Origin of the sequence: Maribacter flavus (genome assembly GCF_008386635.1) — a bacterium.
Lineage (GTDB): Bacteria > Bacteroidota > Bacteroidia > Flavobacteriales > Flavobacteriaceae > Maribacter > Maribacter flavus.
The window spans coordinates 1091395-1109514 of the sequence record NZ_VUOE01000001.1; the positions used below are offsets into that span (position 1 = coordinate 1091395).

Genomic DNA, 18120 nt, shown 5'->3' on the forward strand with positions numbered 1-18120 from the left:
TTGGAGAACCGGTACTACATAGAATCCTTTAGCCACGTAAACAATGGCATCGTTTCCGTTAACGGCGCGCCTGTATTCAAGACCTTGGAAACCGATTTTAAATCGGTCATGAAATTGGCCTACAAACAGCTGATCGTGGATTATCCCAAGTTCTTTAAAATGGACAACCTGAGTAAACTGGGACTTTTGGCCGCGGAAGTGCTATTGAGGGAAGAATGGGAAAAAAATATCGCCATGGTATTCTCCAATAGGGCTTCCAGTTTGGATACGGACCGTGGGTACCAAGACTCCATAAAGGATGCCACCCACTACTATCCCAGCCCCGCCGTTTTCGTATATACCTTGGCCAATATCTGTATGGGCGAAATTAGTATCAAACACAAGATTCATTCGGAGAACTGTTTCTTTGTCATGGACGAATTCAGTCCTGAAACCCTGAGTTCCTATACTGAGGAATTGATGGATGAAAACAAGGCCGAAAAGGTATTATGTGGGTGGGTAGATGTGGATAATGAAAAATATGATGCATTTTTGTATGTTGTAGCGAAGAAAGGTACTTTTGTCCATTCGGATGCTGAAATAAACCGATTATATAAGACGACCCATGAGCAGTGATTTGAAACAAGAATTAAAGGAAAAAATTATAGAGCAGCTGAACCTGGAAGATGTTACCGCAGCTGAAATTGCGGACAACGATCCATTGTTTGGAGACGGTTTGGGACTTGACTCCATTGACGCGTTGGAACTCATCGTAATGCTGGACAAAGATTATGGCATTAAACTGGCAGATCCAAAGGAAGGCCGAAAAATCTTCGAGTCCATAGATACCATGGCCGCTTACATCAGGGCGAGCAAAGCCTAACTTGGTACCCTATCACAGATTTACATACAAGGTGTAATCTGCTATTTGTCTAAATATTTTCAATGAATCAAGGAGTTGCGATTACTGGAATGGGCCTAATTTCCGCTATTGGTAACAATGTTGCGGATAACTTCGCTTCCTTGATTTCCGGTACAATAGGCATTTCCAAAATTAGCCGTATAAAAACGGTCCATGAACATGAGATCATGGTGGGGGAAGTTCCGTTGACCAATGGGGAATTGGAAAAATTACTGGGCCTGCCCGCAGATTCCCATTCGAGGACTCCATTATTGGGGATCATGGCCGCAAAGGAAGCACTGGCACAGGCAGAAATTCAAGATATATCTGAATACAGAACCGGACTTATATCCGGCACTACGGTAGGGGGCATGGACAAATCCGAGCAATATTTCTATGACTTTTATGAAAGGGACCTCCATTGGAATCATATAAACAGCTTACATGCCGGTGACTCCACACAAAAAATTGCGGATGCCATAGGTCTTACCAAAAGCTTTGTAACCACCATTAGTACGGCCTGTTCCTCCGCCGCCAATGCAATCATGTTGGGGGCCAGAATGATAAAAAGTGGTGAACTGGATCGGGTAATCGTGGGGGGGTCGGACAGTCTTTCAAAGTTTACCATCAACGGTTTTAAGACCTTGATGATCTTATCCGATACGTATAACACTCCCTTTGATGAACACAGAAAAGGGTTGAATCTGGGCGAAGCGGCGGCATTTTTGATTTTGGAATCCGATGCAATCGTTTCCAAGGAAAACAAAAAGGTCTTGGCCTATGTAAAAGGCTATGGCAATGCCAACGACGCCTATCACCAAACCGCTTCCTCGGAAAATGGCGACGGAGCCGTCATGGCGATGGAGAAGGCCCTAAAAGTAGCAGGTATTACTCCAAGCAAGGTGGATTATATCAATGCCCACGGTACGGCAACGCCCAACAACGACCTTTCCGAAGGGAGGGCCTTACTTCGTGTGTTTAATGAGAACGTTCCGGAATTCAGTTCCACCAAACCATTTACGGGGCATACCTTGGCAGTAGCAGCGGGTGTAGAGGCCGTTTATTCCGTTTTGTCCATCCAAAACAACGTCATCTATCCCAACCTCAACTTTAAGACGCCCATGACCGAATTTAATTTGGTTCCGGAGACCCAATTAAAGAACAAGGAGATAAAAACGGTACTCTCCAATTCCTTTGGTTTTGGCGGTAACTGTTCTACCCTTATTTTTACCAAAGAGGCATGAAACCCTCATCGAGGGCATTGGTATGGTAAGTGAAATACCCAGGCGAAAGAAAATGTTTAAAAGTCAAGCCAATAAACTAATTTTAAACGCATGAAATTGGAGGTGTACATAAACAGTATCGGATCTGTTTCCGTCCAAAAAACTTTTGATGATTCGGGGTTTTTGGATGAGGTCGTTGATTATGAGGGCACTTCGGTTAAAGCGGTCGACCCCACTTATAGGGACTACATACCTCCAGCCGCGGCTAGAAGAATGGCAAAAGGCTTAAAAATGAGCGCCGTAAGCTCCCATAATGCCCTAAAGGAAGCGGGTCTGGACAATGTGGACGCCATCATCGTAGGTACGGGTCTAGGCTGCTTGGGCGAATCCGAAAAATTTGTGCGGGACTTATTGGATAACGATGAACAATACCTTACCCCTACCCGGTTCATTCAATCTTCCCACAACACCGTAGCGGGCTCCATTGCATTGGATATGGGGTGCAAGGGATACAATTTTACCTACGTGCATTCCAACATATCGTTCGAGTCCAGCCTATGGGACGCCAAGCTACAATTAGAGAACAATGAAGCTGAAAACATATTGGTAGGTGCCGTGGACGAATTGGTAGAACACCATGTAACCACCCATCAATTCATCGATCATATAAAAAAAGAACCCGTTTCCAGGGAACAGGTACTCCGCTCCGGCACCAAGGGCATTGTTTTTGGAGAGGGATCCCACTTTTTTGTACTGTCCAATCAAAAACAGGATACAACCTATTCAAGGCTCATTGCCATGGGAATTTACAATACCCTAAAGAAGGAGGAGGTCTCCGATACAATTCTGGTTTTTTTGCATACGAATGGATTGACACTCGAAGATTTGGACGGTGTCATTTTAGGTATCAATGGGGATGTAGATTTCGATACGATTTACCAAGACCTTGCAAATGGGATATTTCAAACTATTCCACAATTTGTGTATAAACATCTTTCCGGAGAATATGACACGGCTTCCGGTTTCGGTTTTTGGATGGCCAATAAAATCTTCAAAACCGGTAAGGTTCCAGAGGTCATCCGCTGGAACGATATAAAAGTAAGCCAACCAAAAAGGCTTTTGTTATATAACCAATATCGGGGTAAAAACCACAGTCTGGTAGTCCTGGAAAAATGCTAACTCGGAAAACAGTAAATACCATTTTCCTGTTGGGCCTGGCAGTCTTTGTGTCCCTATCATTTTTCAAACCGATATCTTGGCCCGCTTTCGCCCTATTGATGGCAAGTTGGTTCCTCTTGACACTGGGTGGTTCTTTTTTTATCCGGTGGAACTACCACATGACTTCCTTGAATTCAAATAACGAAATCAATAAACCCCAGGTCGCCATAACCTTTGATGACGGGCCGCATCCGGAATACACGCCAAAGGCGCTTTCCCTCCTAGAAAAGTACAATGCCAAGGCGACCTTTTTCTGCATCGGAAAAAATATTGAAAAACATCCGGAGCTATTTAAGGAGATTATACGGCAGGGACATTCCGTTGGAAACCATACCTTTTCACATGCCAACACTTTTGGTTTTTTTGGAACTGAAAAGGTTATGGAAGAACTTACCCTAACCAACAAACTTGTTGAAGGTATCTCAGGGTTAAAAATGGCCTTGTACCGGCCCGCTTTTGGTGTCACCAATCCAAGTATAGCCCGGGCGGTAAAAAAGTTGGGCTTAAAGACCATAGGATGGAACGTGCGTTCCTTGGATACAACCTTTAGAAATGAGGACCAGGTTTTAAAACGGATAACCAGCCGTACCCAAAACGGGGCCATCATCCTACTTCATGACACCAGTGCAAAATCAATCGCCGTTTTGGAACGATTATTGGTATTTTTGGAGGAAAGAAAGTTGCAATCGGTCACAGTAGACCAAATGTTCCAAATACGGGCGTATGAATAGAATCCTGGCAATCCTCTTATTATTCTCCTACTTGGGTTTCGCACAGACCAGAATGTCAGCGGAAGCGGCAAAATCCTTACAGCAATTGGTGAAACAAAAGGCAGAAGAGACCCAGACCATCACCAGTGATTTTGTACAGTACAAGCATTTGGACTTTTTGTCAAGCGACATCGAATCGACCGGGAAAATGGCTTACAAAAGCCCGGACAATGTGAGTTGGCAATACGTAAAGCCTTTCTCCTATAAGGTAGTCTTTAAAGGCCAAAAACTGCTTATCAATGACAACGGCAACAAAAGTAAACTGGATCTTGGTTCCAACGAACTTTTTAAACAGCTAAACCATTTGATAAGCGCCAGTATTAACGGGAATATGTTCAATGCCAATGATTTTGAAATTGCCTACTTCAAGGAGAACGAGACAAGTTTGGTGCATTTTTTACCCAGGGACCCTCAGTTTTCGGAGTTCATCCTAGCCTTCCACATCACATTTTCGCAAAGAGGGACCGTGGAAGAAGTGAAAATGATCGAACCCAGCGGCGATTACACCAGAATTGTTTTTTCCAATCGGATAGAAAACAAAACCCTACCCGATGCGGTTTTTGACCTTTAGCATTTTCCTGCTTCTATTAAGCTGTGCCCCGTTCCCAAAAAAAATGGGCTACCAACCCACTTCACTTGATGCACGGGAAATCAGGAACCCTTATTTTGCGGATGTACAAAAGGATTACGTCTACAAGGCGAACATCATTGTTTTCGAGAATAACTTCGGAGGGATCTTGGTCCTAAAAAAGTTGGCAGATCAAACCCATAGAATTGCCTTTACTACGGAACTTGGGAACACGATTTTTGATTTTACCCTTAGCGGGACCGACTTTAAAGTGAACCGCATCCTAAAGGAAATGGACCGTAAAATCCTTTTAAGTATCCTGGAACAGGATTTTAGAAGCTTGATCCAGGAAGAAATTGTACCATTGAATATCTACACGAAGAACGACAGCGAACTGACAAAGACCAAAATAGGTTCCAAAACACATTTCTACACGTTCAAAAACGATATCCTTACCAACATTACACGGGTGGGAAACGAAAAGGAAAAAGTGGTCATCACATTCTCAGAGATCGATGACCGTATGGCAAGACAAATTGTAATTTCGCACAAAACAATGAAACTTACCATATCTTTACAGGCCATCAAATGAAGAAGTCCATAACATTCCTGTTTTTGTTTGCATGTACCTTTCCCTATTTTTTAGGAGCTCAGGTAGCTCCCGGCATCAAAATGGGCTACAACGAAAGCACCATTAGCAAAACAAGGCTGGAACCAAAATCGGGATTATATATTGGTGGATTTCTGGACATTCCCATTACGAAGTTGTATACCATTCAACCGGAAGTTTTTTATTCCTCCCAGGGAGGTACCTCGGTGAGCCTGGATTACGGAGATGTTCAGATCGATTATTTGTCCATCATGGGCGCCAACAAATTCTATGTAGTTCCCAACAAGGGGTTCCATTTCAATCTTGGTTTGGGTCTGGATGTCAATTTAAAGAACAATTTAGTGAATTTGTCCAATGGTAACGGTGATGGAGAAATATCCCCTTTTGATGTGGTCGTTTTTGGAGGCATTGGTTATGAATTCAAATTTGGGCTTACTTTGGAGGCGCGGTACAAACAGGGAACCGTAAGTGTGGACTTTTTTGGTGCCAATGACCTTTACGAGGAAGCGGGAAGCAACCTGAACGGTGTTCTTCAAGTGGGCGCCGCTTATAAATTTAAAACCAAATAAATGCTGTTAGAAGGATTGTACGAGATTCAGGAATTTAATTACATGGAACCTTATGTGAAGGCCACGGTCAAACTCAACAAGGATCATGAAATCTTTGAAGGTCATTTTCCCGGCCATCCAGTGTTGCCCGGGGTCTGCGTAATACAGATTATTAAGGAACTCACCGAAAAATCCATAGAAAAAAAATTGCTGCTGTCCGTAGCTTCCAATGTCAAGTTCATGGCCGTTATCAATCCAGAAAAGAATGACACCGTTGAATTTGAAATTGAACTTTCCCAGTCAGATGACGAGGTAAAAATCAAAAATACGGTCAGCTTTGAGGACACCATGGCACTAAAATTGAACGCAAGTTTTAAAATTACGGCCTAATGAAGATGCTGTTGCTTGGTTTTCTGAGTCTTATAGCCTATTCCACATCCTTGGATGAGGTACGTAGCTTGTATCCAAAGGCCAAGGACGATGCCTCCATAACGAACACCCTCGCTGAAAAACTATCTGGCATTTCCCAAGATGATGCCATCGAACTTTATGGATATAAGGGAGCCGTTTTGACCTTAAAGGCCGAACATGCCAAAGCCGTCAAGGATAAAAAAGGGTTTTTTAAGGAAGGCGTAAGCATCCTGGAGGCCGCCATCGCTTCGAAACCTGGGAACATCGAACTTCGTTTCATCCGTTTGAGCGTTCAGGAAAATGCTCCCAAGATTGTAAAGTATAACGATGCTATCGATGCCGATAAGGATTTTATCCTAGACCACTTTTCAGGAATTAGGGATGGTTCCCTGAAAAAAATGATCCGTAACTATATTCAGGGTTCAAAGGTATTTACCTATGAGGAGAAGTCGGCCCTGTAGACCTATTTGATTGTGTATCTTTACGAAGAGTTCTAGGCCCATAAAACCTAAAAGCCCGTGCCAAACCAAAAGCCCATACAGGAAAGAATGCAGCAATGGCGATGCTGTGTCCTTATACCTACGTACAACAATGAAAAAACCTTGGCCCGGGTACTGAAGGATGTATTGCGGTACACTTCCAATATCTTAGTGGTAAATGATGGGGCCACAGATGGTACTCCCCAAATCTTGGCAGAGTTCCATGAAATTGACGTGTTTCATTTGGAAAAAAACCAAGGTAAGGGCAAGGCCCTTAAAACCGGCTTTAAAGAGGCTTTAAAAAAAGGCTACCAATATGCCATTACCATGGATTCCGATGGGCAACATTTTGCGGAGGACATTCCCGTGTTTCTGGATGCCTTGGAGACAGAGACCACAAAAAACGTCCTATATATTGGTGCTAGAAACATGGCCCAGGCCGATGTTCCCGGAAAAAGTAGTTTTGGCAACAAATTTTCCAATTTTTGGTTTTGGTTTGAGACTGGTACTTGGCTTCGGGATACGCAATGCGGCTATCGTCTTTATCCACTTAAAGAGATCGAAAAACTATCGCTTTATACCCCCAAGTTCGAATTTGAGATCGAGGTCATTGTAAAAGCCTCTTGGAAAGGCACCTTGGTTAAAAACGTCCCCGTCAAAATTTTATATGACGACGTGGACCGGGTCTCCCATTTTAGGACGGTCCCGGATTTTACTCGGATCAGCATCCTCAATACATGGTTCGTGCTGGTCACCATATTCTATATAAAACCGCGGGATTTTTTTAGAAAGATAAAAAAAAAGGGAGTCAAGAAATTCCTTTTGAACGATGTGCTGGGAAGTAACGATTCCCCTGCGAAGAAAGCGGGATCAATTGCCTTGGGGGTGTTTATTGGCCTTAGTCCGTTTTGGGGGCTCCATACACTTTTGGTGCTTTTTTTATCCTTCTTATTGAAATTGAACAAACCCATTGCCTTTGCTTTTTCCAATGTTAGCCTTCCTCCTTTTATACCCTTCATAATACTTGCAAGCCTGCAGACCGGTAGTTGCTTTTTAGGGGAATCCTTTACACTTTCAATGGATTCCATCAATGAGAATTTCGACTTCTTGATACACCTCAAGGCCTATCTTCTGGGAAGTTTGGTATTGGCCATTTTAGGTGCGGTACTTTTTGGGGGAATAGGCTATCTTACCCTTACATTTTTTGGAAAGCGGAAAATGGCCGTCAACAATGGGTGATTTCTTTTTTACTGCATACCAGCGAATACGAAAAAACAGGACAGTAAGTGTTTTTCTGCTACTTCTTATCATTGCAGGACTTATAGTTTGTACTACCAGAGTCAATTTTAAGGATGACATCACGGCCCTAATACCTTCCAACCCGGAGTCTAGGCGCATCCAAAAAGTATTGAAGTCCATTGCCTTTACGGACAAAATCATTGTAAATATTGAAAAAAAGGAAGCAGGGTCCGTGGAAGAACTTACCAAGTATGCATCAGAATTCCTGGACAGCCTTCAAAATGGGTATTCAGATTATGTCAAGAACGTTCAAGGAAATGTCGCTGATGCACAGGTACTGAACACGTTGGATCTGGTGTACAACAATCTTCCCGTTTTTTTGGACAAACCGGATTATGGTAGCATCGAACAAAAACTTTCAAATGAAAGTATTGACGTGCAAATGGCCCAAAACTATCGCACGTTGGTCTCCCCATCGGGAATCATTGCCAAAAAGAATATTCTCAAGGACCCGCTTGGACTTTCCTTCATTGCACTCAAAAAACTTCAAAAAATAGGTATTGCCGAGGATTTTATCATCCGCGATGGTTTTTTGTTGAACAAGGAGGAGACCAATATCCTATTGTTCATCACGCCTACACATCCTTCCAGCGCCACGGTGGAAAACAAACCCTTGGCCGAAGGCCTGTATGACATTCAAAATAGCTTGAACGTATCATACGCCGGTAAAGTGGATGCTTCGTTTTTTGGCGCGGCCTTGGTTGCGGTGGCCAATGCCCAGCAAGTCAAGAACGACATCCTATTTACGGTGAGCATCGCCATGGTCGTTCTTCTTGTACTATTGATCTTGTTTTACAGACGCCTCGCCCTGCCCTTCATACTTTTTGCCCCAACACTTTTTGGGGCGCTTTTGGCGATGGCCCTATTGGCGATTTCACGGGAGTTCCTTTCGGCGGTCTCTTTGGGAATCGGGGCGATATTACTGGGGGTTACCCTAGACTATGCCCTGCATATTTTGACCCACATTCGCAAAGGCGAAGAACTGCAAACGATGTACCGGGAGGTGGCTCCCTCCATTTTAATGAGCAGCCTTACGACGGCTTCGGCCTTTCTATGCCTATTGTTTTTGGAATCCCAAGCGCTACAGGATTTGGGACTTTTTGCATCGGTCAGTGTAGTGGGATCGGCTGTTTTTTCGTTGTTGTTCATCCCACAGGTATATGCTTTTGAGGGACATCGGCCCAAGGATTCCAACATATTGGAAAAAATGGCGGCTTTTGAATTCCATAAAAATAAATGGGCCATTGGTACTGTACTCTTGGGGAGTATACTGAGTATTTTTTTCTACAGCCGCGTGGGTTTTGACCAGGATATCGCCAAACTCAATTATGAATCCGAAGTGTTGACCGCTGCGCGGAAAAAATTGGAGTCATTAACAGATCTGGAATCAAAATCGGTCTACCTATCCACCTTCGGAACTGAACAGGAAAAGGTTTTGCAACGGAACGATGTCATTTATACCGACCTACTAAGACTGAAAAACGAAGGAAGACTTGTCAATTTTACCTCTGTGTCGAGCCTTGTTAAATCCGAAAAGACCCAAACCGATAAAATAAGGCAATGGCAGGAATTCTGGTCGCGACCCAGAAACGATTCCTTAAAGAAACACTTAAATAATAGCGCCGATGCTTTCGGCTTTAAGGAAGGTACCTTTCGACATTTTTACGATTGGCTCCAGGGTGATTTCAAACCCATGTCCGTATCCTCGTTCAAGGAATTTCCGGCACTCAGTGTCGATGACTATCTTGTAACCGACAGCACAGGAACAACAGCCACTTCGCTCCTCAAATTGAACGAAGATCAATACCCTGGCATCAAAACCTACTTTGCCAATCATGAAAATACGCTTTTGATCAACCGAAAAGAGGTCAACGAATCCTTCCTGGGAACTTTAAAGGAAGACTTTAATCGTCTGCTCTGGCTGTCCCTACTCGCGGTTGTCATTATTCTGGCCCTATTTTACAGAAGCCTTTCGCTTACCCTGGTCACTGGTATACCCATTTTTTTAACATGGTTTTTGACCGTGGGGATTATGGGGATTTTGGATATCGAATTCAATATTTTCAATATCATCATCTGCAGTTTTATCTTTGGGCTGGGAGTGGATTATAGTATCTTCATTACCAACGGATTGCTCATGGAGCACCGAACAGGCATTAAAACCCTCCCGACGCATAAAACTTCGATCATACTTTCGGTCATTACGACCATTGCCAGTGTAGGGGTAATGGTTTTTGCCAAACATCCCGCGCTGTTTTCCATATCCAGGGTATCCTTGATCGGGATTTTTTCTGCGGCTTTTGTGGCGTTCACCATTCAACCGCTATTGTTCCAACTGTTTATCGGCACTAAAAATAAGCGGCCTATTTCACTGCGCTATTTTGTGCATTCCGTTCTTTCCTTTGCCTATTTTGGCCTGGGCGGACTCCTATTTTCCCTATATGCATGGGTAGTGACTTTGTTGAACCCAACCCAACCTAAAAAAGAGAACCTAGGTTTTCATAAGTCGGTTTCCAAGTTGATGAAATCGGTCTTATACACCAACCCTTTTGTCAAAAAGCAGGTGTTGAATCCTACTAAGGAAACTTTTGAAAAACCGGCAATGCTCATCGCCAACCATACCTCATTTTTGGATATTTTGTGTATTGGGATGCTGCATCCCAAGATTATCTTCCTAGTAAACGATTGGGTCTACAACTCTCCCATTTTTGGAAAGGCAGCAAAGTTGGCAGGAGCCTATCCAGTCTCTGGCGGTGTGGAAAACGGGGAGGAATATGTGGCCGAAAAACTCCAGCAAGGATTTTCCATCATCGCTTTCCCGGAAGGTACACGTTCCACATCCAACAAAATAAACAGGTTTCATAAAGGAGCATTTTACTTGGCCGAAAAATTCAAATTGGACATCATCCCCATTTTGATACATGGGAATTCCGAAGTACTTCCAAAAGGCAGTTTTGTGATTAGGGACGGCGGTATCACGGTGAAAATCCTACCGCGAATTGTACATGGGGACAAAAAATACGGGGAGAATTATACCCAACAGGCAAAAAAGATAGGTGTTTATTTTAGGAACGAATTTCAAAACATGCGTACGCATGTAGAAACCAAGGATTATTGGAGAAAAACCCTGTTGGAGCATTCTCGCTTTAAAGGGAAGGCGCTGTTTAATCGGGTAAAAACCGATTTACAACAAAATGCTGTAGTCTATCATGATTTGCTAAGGTCAATTTCATCCAAAGGAAAAATCGTACATCTTTCCAAGGACAATGGACAGTTGGACCTACTCTTATCCATAGATTCTTCAGAACGTAAACTTCACTCATTTATAGAAAACAAGGAGGCTTCAACAGCCTTGAAACAGAATTTTCTTTACAATAATTATAGTAAAATAAACCTGTACGATACTCCAGAGGATGCATTAGCAAACGAGGCGGAAATTCTACTATTCAATTTGGATACATACTCCTTTTCAGAATCTTTATTTGCGAAATTTGAGACCATATTTCTATTGAAACAGGGCAAACAGTTGAAGTATGCCGAAGTTTTACCCTCAGATTTTCTGGTTAAAGCGCAAAATGATAATTTTATTGTACTCAACAAAAATCCATCACATTGAAGAAACAGTACGATGTCGTCATCATTGGTAGTGGTATGGGCGGACTCGTGGCCGCCAATATCATGGCCCGTGAGGGACTTACTGTTTGTGTGCTGGAAAAGAACAACCAATTTGGGGGCAATCTGCAGACCTTTGTTCGGGACCGTACCATATTCGATACCGGGGTCCATTATATTGGCGGATTGGCACCAGGGCAAAACCTACATCGCTACTTCGACTATTTGGGTATTCTGGATGGTCTGCATCTGAGAAAAATGAACAGGGACGGGTTTGACATCATCACATTTGACAACGATGAAATTGCCTACCCGCATGCCCAAGGCTATGAAAACTTCATAGACCAACTGGCAAAACAATTTCCGCAGGAAAGAAAGGCTATTGAGAGCTATTGCAAAAAACTTAGGGAAATATGCTACAAGTTTCCGCTTTACAATTTGGAGGAAGGAAAGCCCTATGGAAACGACCCGGAGCTTTTTCAACAAACCGCGAAGGAATACATTGCCAGTATTACCCAAAACGAAAAGCTGCGTGCGGTTTTGGCAGGTTCCAATTTGTTGTACGCCGGCGACCCTGACAAAACTCCATTGTATGTACACGCCCTATCCATCAATTCTTATATTGAAAGTGCCTACAGATGTGCCGATGGGGGTAGCCAGATTACCAAATTATTGATCAGAAAGCTTAAGGAAAACGGCGGGGAGGCCTACAAGCACAGTGAGGTAACGGATATAACCTGTACGGGCAAGAAATTGGAATCGGTTACCCTAAAGAACGGCAAAAAAGTGTACGGCAATATCTTCATTTCCAACATAGAACCAAAGCATACCCTACGGATGATCGGGGAGGAGCACTTTAGAAAATCCTATAATCACCGCATCCAGAATATGGAGAGTATAATATCTGCCTTTAGCATTCATATTGTATTGAAACCGAAAACTTTTAAATACCTCAACAAAAACTATTACCATTTTAAGGATTATAGAAAGGTCTGGGACGCCCACAAGTATACCCAGGAAACCTGGCCGGAAACCTACATGGTTTCCATGGGGGTACGTAAAAATCAGGATGCATGGGCAGAGCAACTTACAGCCATTACCTACATGCGGTATGAGGAGGTAAAAGAATGGGAAAACACCTTTAATACGGTAGCCCATTCACGTGACCGCGGAAAAAGTTATGAGGAATTTAAAAAGCACAAAACAGCCGTGTTTCTGAAGGAACTGGAGAAAAAATTTCCTAATATCAGGGAGTGTATCCGGTCCGTATATGCTTCCACCCCACTATCTTATAGGGACTATATAGGGAATCATCAAGGATCCATGTACGGTTACGTAAAGGACGTTAACGACCCTTTAAAATCCTTTATTTCGCCCCGGACCAAAATCGAAAACCTATATTTAACGGGGCAAAGCCTGAACATGCATGGCATTCTAGGTGTCACTATCAGTGGTGTGGTTACCTGCTCCGAGATTTTGGGAGGCTCCTATTTGATCAACAAGATTACCGATACACTTGCGAAAAAGGCCAACGAAAAAATGACCGTCTAATGGGCACATTTAAAACAACTCCAATTACAGTATTGGAAACTATTTCGAAGGAAGATTTTATCCGAAATTATTACAAGCCCCAGAAACCCGTGTTATTGAAGGGCCTGACCAAAGATTGGCCCGCCTATGAAAAATGGTCCTTGGATTATATTCAAGGAAAGGCGGGCGACCAAATCGTGCCTTTGTACAACAACGAACCGGCCAAGGACAAACAAAGTGTATACGCGCCCGTGGAGGAAATGAAATTGGCGGAGTATATTGAAATACTTAAAACCAAGCCTACGGACCTTCGGATTTTCTTTTATGAAATCCTAAAAAAAATGCCCGAACTAACAAACGATTTTGAGTACCCGGACATTGGCCTAAAGTTTTTTAAAAAACTACCCGCCTTGTTTTTCGGTGGTGGGGAGTCCAAGGTATTCATGCACTATGATATCGACCTACCGGATAGTATGCATTTTCACTTTGACGGTCATAAGCATGTGACCCTATTTTCACCGGAACAGACCAAATACCTGTATCGAGTGCCGTATTCCATCCATAACCTGGAATCCATCGACATGGACAATCCGGATTTTGAAAAATATCCTGCCCTGCAATATGCCGAAGGAATTACCGCCAACATGGAACATGGCGATGCCCTTTTTATGCCCAGTGGCTATTGGCACTACATAAAATATCTGGATGGCGGCTTCTCCATGACGCTCCGAGCGCTTCCCCGAAACCCCAAAAGATTCGCGAACATGCTCTATAATGTATTGGTAATGCGCAATTTTGACAACTTTACCCGAAAGCATTGGGGACAAAAATGGTTGGATTACAAAGATCGGATTGCCATAAAAAAGACACATAAAAACCTAGTGAACCTTTCATAATTGGGAAATTACAGGCCATTACTGCGAGTTTTTTGGATACCGATGTGCATGGCACTATGCGTATCCTGTGGGGTTTCCAAATCCTTACAGGAGAAGCCCGATGTCTCCATGTATCAAACTGAAATTCCGGCACGTAAAAAAATAAACAATTCCACCTTTACCATTGCCCATAATTTCCTGCGTAAGAACCGTCAAGGTCTATGGGAACTTAAGGTTAGTGGAAATCCCTTGGAACTGGGGCTAAAAACGGGCAGCCTCACACAAGAATTGTTCAATGAACAGGAGGACATTTTTGTAAATAAGATAGATGAACTGGTACCCTCCAAGGGCTATCAAAATCTACTCCGTAAGTTTTTGGCCTGGTTTAACCGTAAAATGTACCTCAATATTGATTCGCAATTTAAGGCGGAACTTTATGGGGTCTCCCAGTATGCCTCCCCCAATTACGATTACATAGCAAAACCGTACCAACGGGTCATGTATTTTCACGGTGCCCATGATATTGGTCATGCCCTACAGGATTTGGCCTTAGTGGGCTGCTCCTCCTTTGCGGCTTGGGGAGATAGCACTGAGGATGGTAAATTATTGATCGGCAGGAATTTCGACTTCTACGCCGGGGATGCCTTTGCTAAGAATAAAATCATTGCATTTGTAGAGCCTGATCATGGTTACAAATTCATGTCGGTTACCTGGGGTGGCATGATCGGTGTGGTATCCGGGATGAACGATCAAGGGTTGACCGTCACCATCAATGCCGGAAAGTCCCAATTTCCCCTAATTGCCAAAACTCCTGTTTCATTGGTAACCCGTGAAATTTTACAATATGCCTCCACCATCGATGAGGCCATAGAAATTGCCAAGAAACGTGAAGTCTTTGTTTCGGAATCCATATTCGTGGGAAGCGCCAAAGACAAAAAAGCGGCTATCATTGAGGTCTCTCCCAAGAATTTCGGGGTCTATGAAGTGGAAAATTCCGATCAGTTGATCTGTGCCAACCACTTCCAAAGTGCTGCCTATGCAAATGATAAAAAAAATCAGAAACATATTTTGGAAAGCCATTCCCAATACCGTTATGAACGGATGGAAGAACTTTTGAAGGAAACGCCCAAAATTGGCCCGCAAGATGTGGTTTCCATATTGCGGAACAAAGAGGGCTTGGACGAGGAAAAAATAGGGTACGGAAATGAAAAGGCATTGAACCAATTGCTGGCACATCATGGTATCGTTTTTAAACCGGAGGACCTCATGGTCTGGGTCTCTAGCAATCCGTATCAATTGGGCGAATTTGTGGCCTATGACCTAAACGAGGTGTTTAATCTTTCCGCATTTGCCGATGCTCCTATAGCCGAAACGGAACGCAATATTTCCAAAGATCCCTTTTTACAAAGCGAAGCTTACCTGAATTACGAACGATATAGAATTTTGAGAGATGAAATAGAGGATGCTATTTCCAATGAAGCCCATGTGGAGCAAACCAAATTGAAAAAATTGGTGCAACTAAACCCTTATTTCTGGGAAGGCTATTATCTGGCAGGATTGTATAATTACAACAAGGGCTACGATTTGGTAGCCAAAGGCTATTTTGAAAAGGCCTTGGAATTGGAAATTACTACTGTTCCAGATCGGGAAAATGTGGAGAAGTATCTTCGTAAACTACGATGACTAGGAACTCCTAAAAAATAACCCCGATATCCATAAAGGGCACCGGGGCTTATCAAAACTTTGATTTAATTTATTTTCCCAACATCAAGAGTTCATTGCAACGGATTTCCGTAATATAACGCTTGTCACCTTCCTTAGTCTCATAAGAGCGATGGGTCAGTTTACCTTCTACGGCCACTTGCTTTCCTTTCGTCAAATAATTTTCTACGATTTCCGCAGTCTTGCCCCAAGCTACTATGTTATGCCATTGGGTGTCATCTACTTTCTCGCCCTTTGCATTTTTGTAGCTCTCGGTGGTAGCCAATGAAAATTTGGCCAATTTGGTACCATTCTCCATGGTTACGATTTCTGGGTCCTGACCCAAGTTTCCAATCAACTGTACTTTGTTTTTAAGTGCGTTCATAATTTTAATTTTTAGCGTTAAACAGTTAATACTATCGAATTGCTTTTGTTCGACGGGACAAACTTATAACCACTCCAAATCGGTACTCGGTTTTAAAACACTTATTTTCGTTTGTTATCGTTTACAGTCGTTTGTAAACTTTTATTTGATTGATTTACAATATATTGCATTTAATTTTTAATATTACTTAAATTGATTTATTTACTTGCGTTTTACGGTTTCCGAGCATCTCTTAAAAAGGACCTGCCCCCTCTAAAGCAGAAATAGGCAATAACCCAACCAATGGATTGCCAGAACCAATCTATTGATAACTCATGTCTTACCCCTGAATCTGGTTCAAGAATTAAATACGGAGTTCGCCCTAATATGGGTAATAAATCGGGAAGAAGGAAAACTCCAATTGCAATACTTAATATGGTGAAAAATATCCCAAGTATTGTCTCTAGTATTTTACGCCCTTTTGACACTTCAATAAAAATATTCATTTTACTGTTATTCAAAAAACTTTAAATTTATTAGGATACTATATATTAAAATGCCTTGACCAAATAAATAAAATCATTCATATTTCAAACACTATATAATACAACAAGAACTTCCATATGAAATCAGCCTTTACTTTTATTTGTTCACTTTGGATTCTTTTCAGCTTGCAGGGTCTGTTTTCACAACGGTTGCAAGTGAGCTCCAACGGGCGGTATTTGGTGACCCAAGAAAACGAACCTTTCTTTTGGCTGGCGGATACGGCCTGGGAACTTTTTCATCGATGCGATGAAAAACAGGCTGCCCTGTACCTATCAAAAAGAGCGGAACAGGGATTCAATGTCATACAAGCGGTGGTGCTGGCAGAACTGGATGGGTTGAACGACCCTAACCCGTATGGAGAAACACCCTTGAATAACAACGACCCAACATCTCCAAACGAGGCTTATTTTCAGCATGTGGACCGTATCATCCAAATGGCGGATTCCTTAGGACTTTATATAGCCTTGCTTCCCACTTGGGGTGATAAGGTCAACACCAAGGAGTGGGGTGTTGGTCCGGAAATCTTCCATCCGAAAAACGCCTACTCATTTGGTGAATGGATGGGAAACCGATACAAGGATTTCGAGAATATCATTTGGGTCATCGGGGGAGATAGAAACCCTAGGAACGAAAGTGATGACGTACTTATTTGGAACCAAATGGCCGAAGGCATCGTCAAAGGTGCCGGTGGCTATGACCGAACCTTAATGACCTATCATCCACAACCGACCCAAAACGGAGGTTCCTCCACTTGGTTTCACGATCAAAAATGGTTGGATTTCAATATGCATCAAACCGGACATTGTGCAAACAAAGGTACATACAAGCACATCCAACACGATTATGCCCTTAATCCCATAAAACCCGTTTTGGATGGAGAACCCCTCTATGAAGATCATCCTAATTGCTTCAATGCAAAGGAGCTTGGCTACAGTTCAGCGGAAGATATCAGAAGAATTATGTATTGGAACGTTTTTGCAGGGGCATTGGGTCAGACTTACGGTTGCCATGCCGTTTGGCAGATGTACACTCCGGACAAGGAACCTATAAACGGACCCTTGCGCCCATGGACCGCCGCTTTGGACATGCCCATGGCCAATCAGGTAAAGTATCTTAAAAATTTAATGCTGTCCAGACCCTACCTAACCCGTATACCCGACCAAGGTATAATTCATGGTGAACAAGCGGAGAACAATGATTACAAGATTGCCACGCGAGATCAAAATGGTAGCTACGCCATGGTATATATGCCTACTGGCGGAAAAGTTGATTTGGATGTGACCGCATTGACTTCCAACAAATTGACAGCTTGGTGGTATGACCCCAGAACGGGGAATAGCTTTTTGGGCGATGAAGTGTTGAAATCGGACCACGTAATCATTAACGCGCCCACCTCCGGTAAAGGCCATGATTGGGTGTTGGTGCTGGACGCGACCCCAACCGGGTTTTCCAAGCCGGGAGTAGCCAGGTAAATGGAACCTTGAAA

At 43.0% G+C, this 18120-nt stretch carries 17 protein-coding genes; 16 read left to right on the forward strand and 1 reads right to left on the reverse strand.

The annotated features are described in order from the left end of the window. The 15 genes from F0361_RS04740 (at position 1) to F0361_RS04810 (ending at position 15706) form a co-directional block, all read left to right on the forward strand. A complete protein-coding gene (locus tag F0361_RS04740; RefSeq protein WP_154917436.1) occupies positions 1-615 on the forward strand; it encodes a 3-oxoacyl-ACP synthase in 615 nt (204 codons plus the stop codon). After that, positions 605-862: a phosphopantetheine-binding protein gene (locus F0361_RS04745; protein ID WP_154917437.1), complete on the forward strand. Its 258-nt coding sequence runs from the start codon at positions 605-607 to the stop codon at positions 860-862. Before F0361_RS04740 ends, F0361_RS04745 begins: the two co-directional genes overlap by 11 nt. Before the next feature lie 62 nt (positions 863-924). After that, on the forward strand, positions 925-2124 hold the full coding sequence (locus F0361_RS04750; RefSeq protein WP_154917438.1) for a beta-ketoacyl-[acyl-carrier-protein] synthase family protein: 1200 nt from the start codon (positions 925-927) through the stop codon (positions 2122-2124). A gap of 90 nt (positions 2125-2214) precedes the next feature. Further along, complete coding sequence (locus tag F0361_RS04755) at positions 2215-3282, forward strand: beta-ketoacyl synthase N-terminal-like domain-containing protein (RefSeq protein ID WP_154917439.1); 1068 nt, start codon at positions 2215-2217, stop codon at positions 3280-3282. Then, positions 3276-4052 carry a polysaccharide deacetylase family protein gene (locus F0361_RS04760; RefSeq protein ID WP_154917440.1) on the forward strand — a complete coding sequence of 259 codons (777 nt, stop codon included), beginning with the start codon at positions 3276-3278 and terminating at the stop codon, positions 4050-4052. Before F0361_RS04755 ends, F0361_RS04760 begins: the two co-directional genes overlap by 7 nt. Next, on the forward strand, positions 4045-4662 hold the full coding sequence (locus tag F0361_RS04765; RefSeq protein WP_154917441.1) for a LolA family protein: 618 nt from the start codon (positions 4045-4047) through the stop codon (positions 4660-4662). The genes F0361_RS04760 and F0361_RS04765 overlap by 8 nt, the downstream gene beginning before the upstream one ends. Beyond that, positions 4643-5251 (forward strand): hypothetical protein, encoded by a 609-nt coding sequence (locus F0361_RS04770; protein WP_154917442.1) that lies wholly within the window; start codon positions 4643-4645, stop codon positions 5249-5251. Before F0361_RS04765 ends, F0361_RS04770 begins: the two co-directional genes overlap by 20 nt. Then, complete coding sequence (locus tag F0361_RS04775) at positions 5248-5838, forward strand: outer membrane beta-barrel protein (RefSeq protein ID WP_154917443.1); 591 nt, start codon at positions 5248-5250, stop codon at positions 5836-5838. The genes F0361_RS04770 and F0361_RS04775 overlap by 4 nt, the downstream gene beginning before the upstream one ends. Beyond that, a complete protein-coding gene (locus F0361_RS04780) occupies positions 5839-6207 on the forward strand; it encodes a hotdog family protein (RefSeq protein WP_154917444.1) in 369 nt (122 codons plus the stop codon). Then, positions 6207-6689: a hypothetical protein gene (locus F0361_RS04785; RefSeq protein WP_154917445.1), complete on the forward strand. Its 483-nt coding sequence runs from the start codon at positions 6207-6209 to the stop codon at positions 6687-6689. Before F0361_RS04780 ends, F0361_RS04785 begins: the two co-directional genes overlap by 1 nt. An 87-nt stretch (positions 6690-6776) precedes the next feature. Next, entirely contained in the window at positions 6777-7946 is a 1170-nt protein-coding gene (locus F0361_RS04790; RefSeq protein WP_154918493.1) for a DUF2062 domain-containing protein, read from the forward strand. Next, positions 7939-11622, forward strand: a complete 3684-nt coding sequence (locus F0361_RS04795; RefSeq protein ID WP_154917446.1) for an MMPL family transporter — start codon at positions 7939-7941, stop codon at positions 11620-11622. Before F0361_RS04790 ends, F0361_RS04795 begins: the two co-directional genes overlap by 8 nt. Then, on the forward strand, positions 11619-13169 hold the full coding sequence (locus tag F0361_RS04800; RefSeq protein ID WP_154917447.1) for a phytoene desaturase family protein: 1551 nt from the start codon (positions 11619-11621) through the stop codon (positions 13167-13169). The genes F0361_RS04795 and F0361_RS04800 overlap by 4 nt, the downstream gene beginning before the upstream one ends. Continuing rightward, the gene (locus tag F0361_RS04805; protein WP_154917448.1) at positions 13169-14044 is read left to right on the forward strand and encodes a cupin-like domain-containing protein; all 876 of its coding nucleotides are present in this window, start codon (positions 13169-13171) and stop codon (positions 14042-14044) included. Before F0361_RS04800 ends, F0361_RS04805 begins: the two co-directional genes overlap by 1 nt. 48 nt (positions 14045-14092) lie before the next feature. Continuing rightward, entirely contained in the window at positions 14093-15706 is a 1614-nt protein-coding gene (locus tag F0361_RS04810; protein ID WP_246160806.1) for a C45 family peptidase, read from the forward strand. A gap of 70 nt (positions 15707-15776) precedes the next feature. Here the strand turns inward: F0361_RS04810 and F0361_RS04815 are convergent, their stop codons facing one another. Next, positions 15777-16109, reverse strand: a complete 333-nt coding sequence (locus tag F0361_RS04815) for a single-stranded DNA-binding protein (RefSeq protein ID WP_138257959.1) — start codon at positions 16107-16109, stop codon at positions 15777-15779. 602 nt (positions 16110-16711) lie between these two features. On the opposite strand from F0361_RS04815, the gene F0361_RS04820 reads away from it, so the two are divergent. Next, positions 16712-18106, forward strand: a complete 1395-nt coding sequence (locus F0361_RS04820; RefSeq protein WP_154917449.1) for a glycoside hydrolase family 140 protein — start codon at positions 16712-16714, stop codon at positions 18104-18106. Positions 18107-18120: the final 14 nt, after the last annotated feature.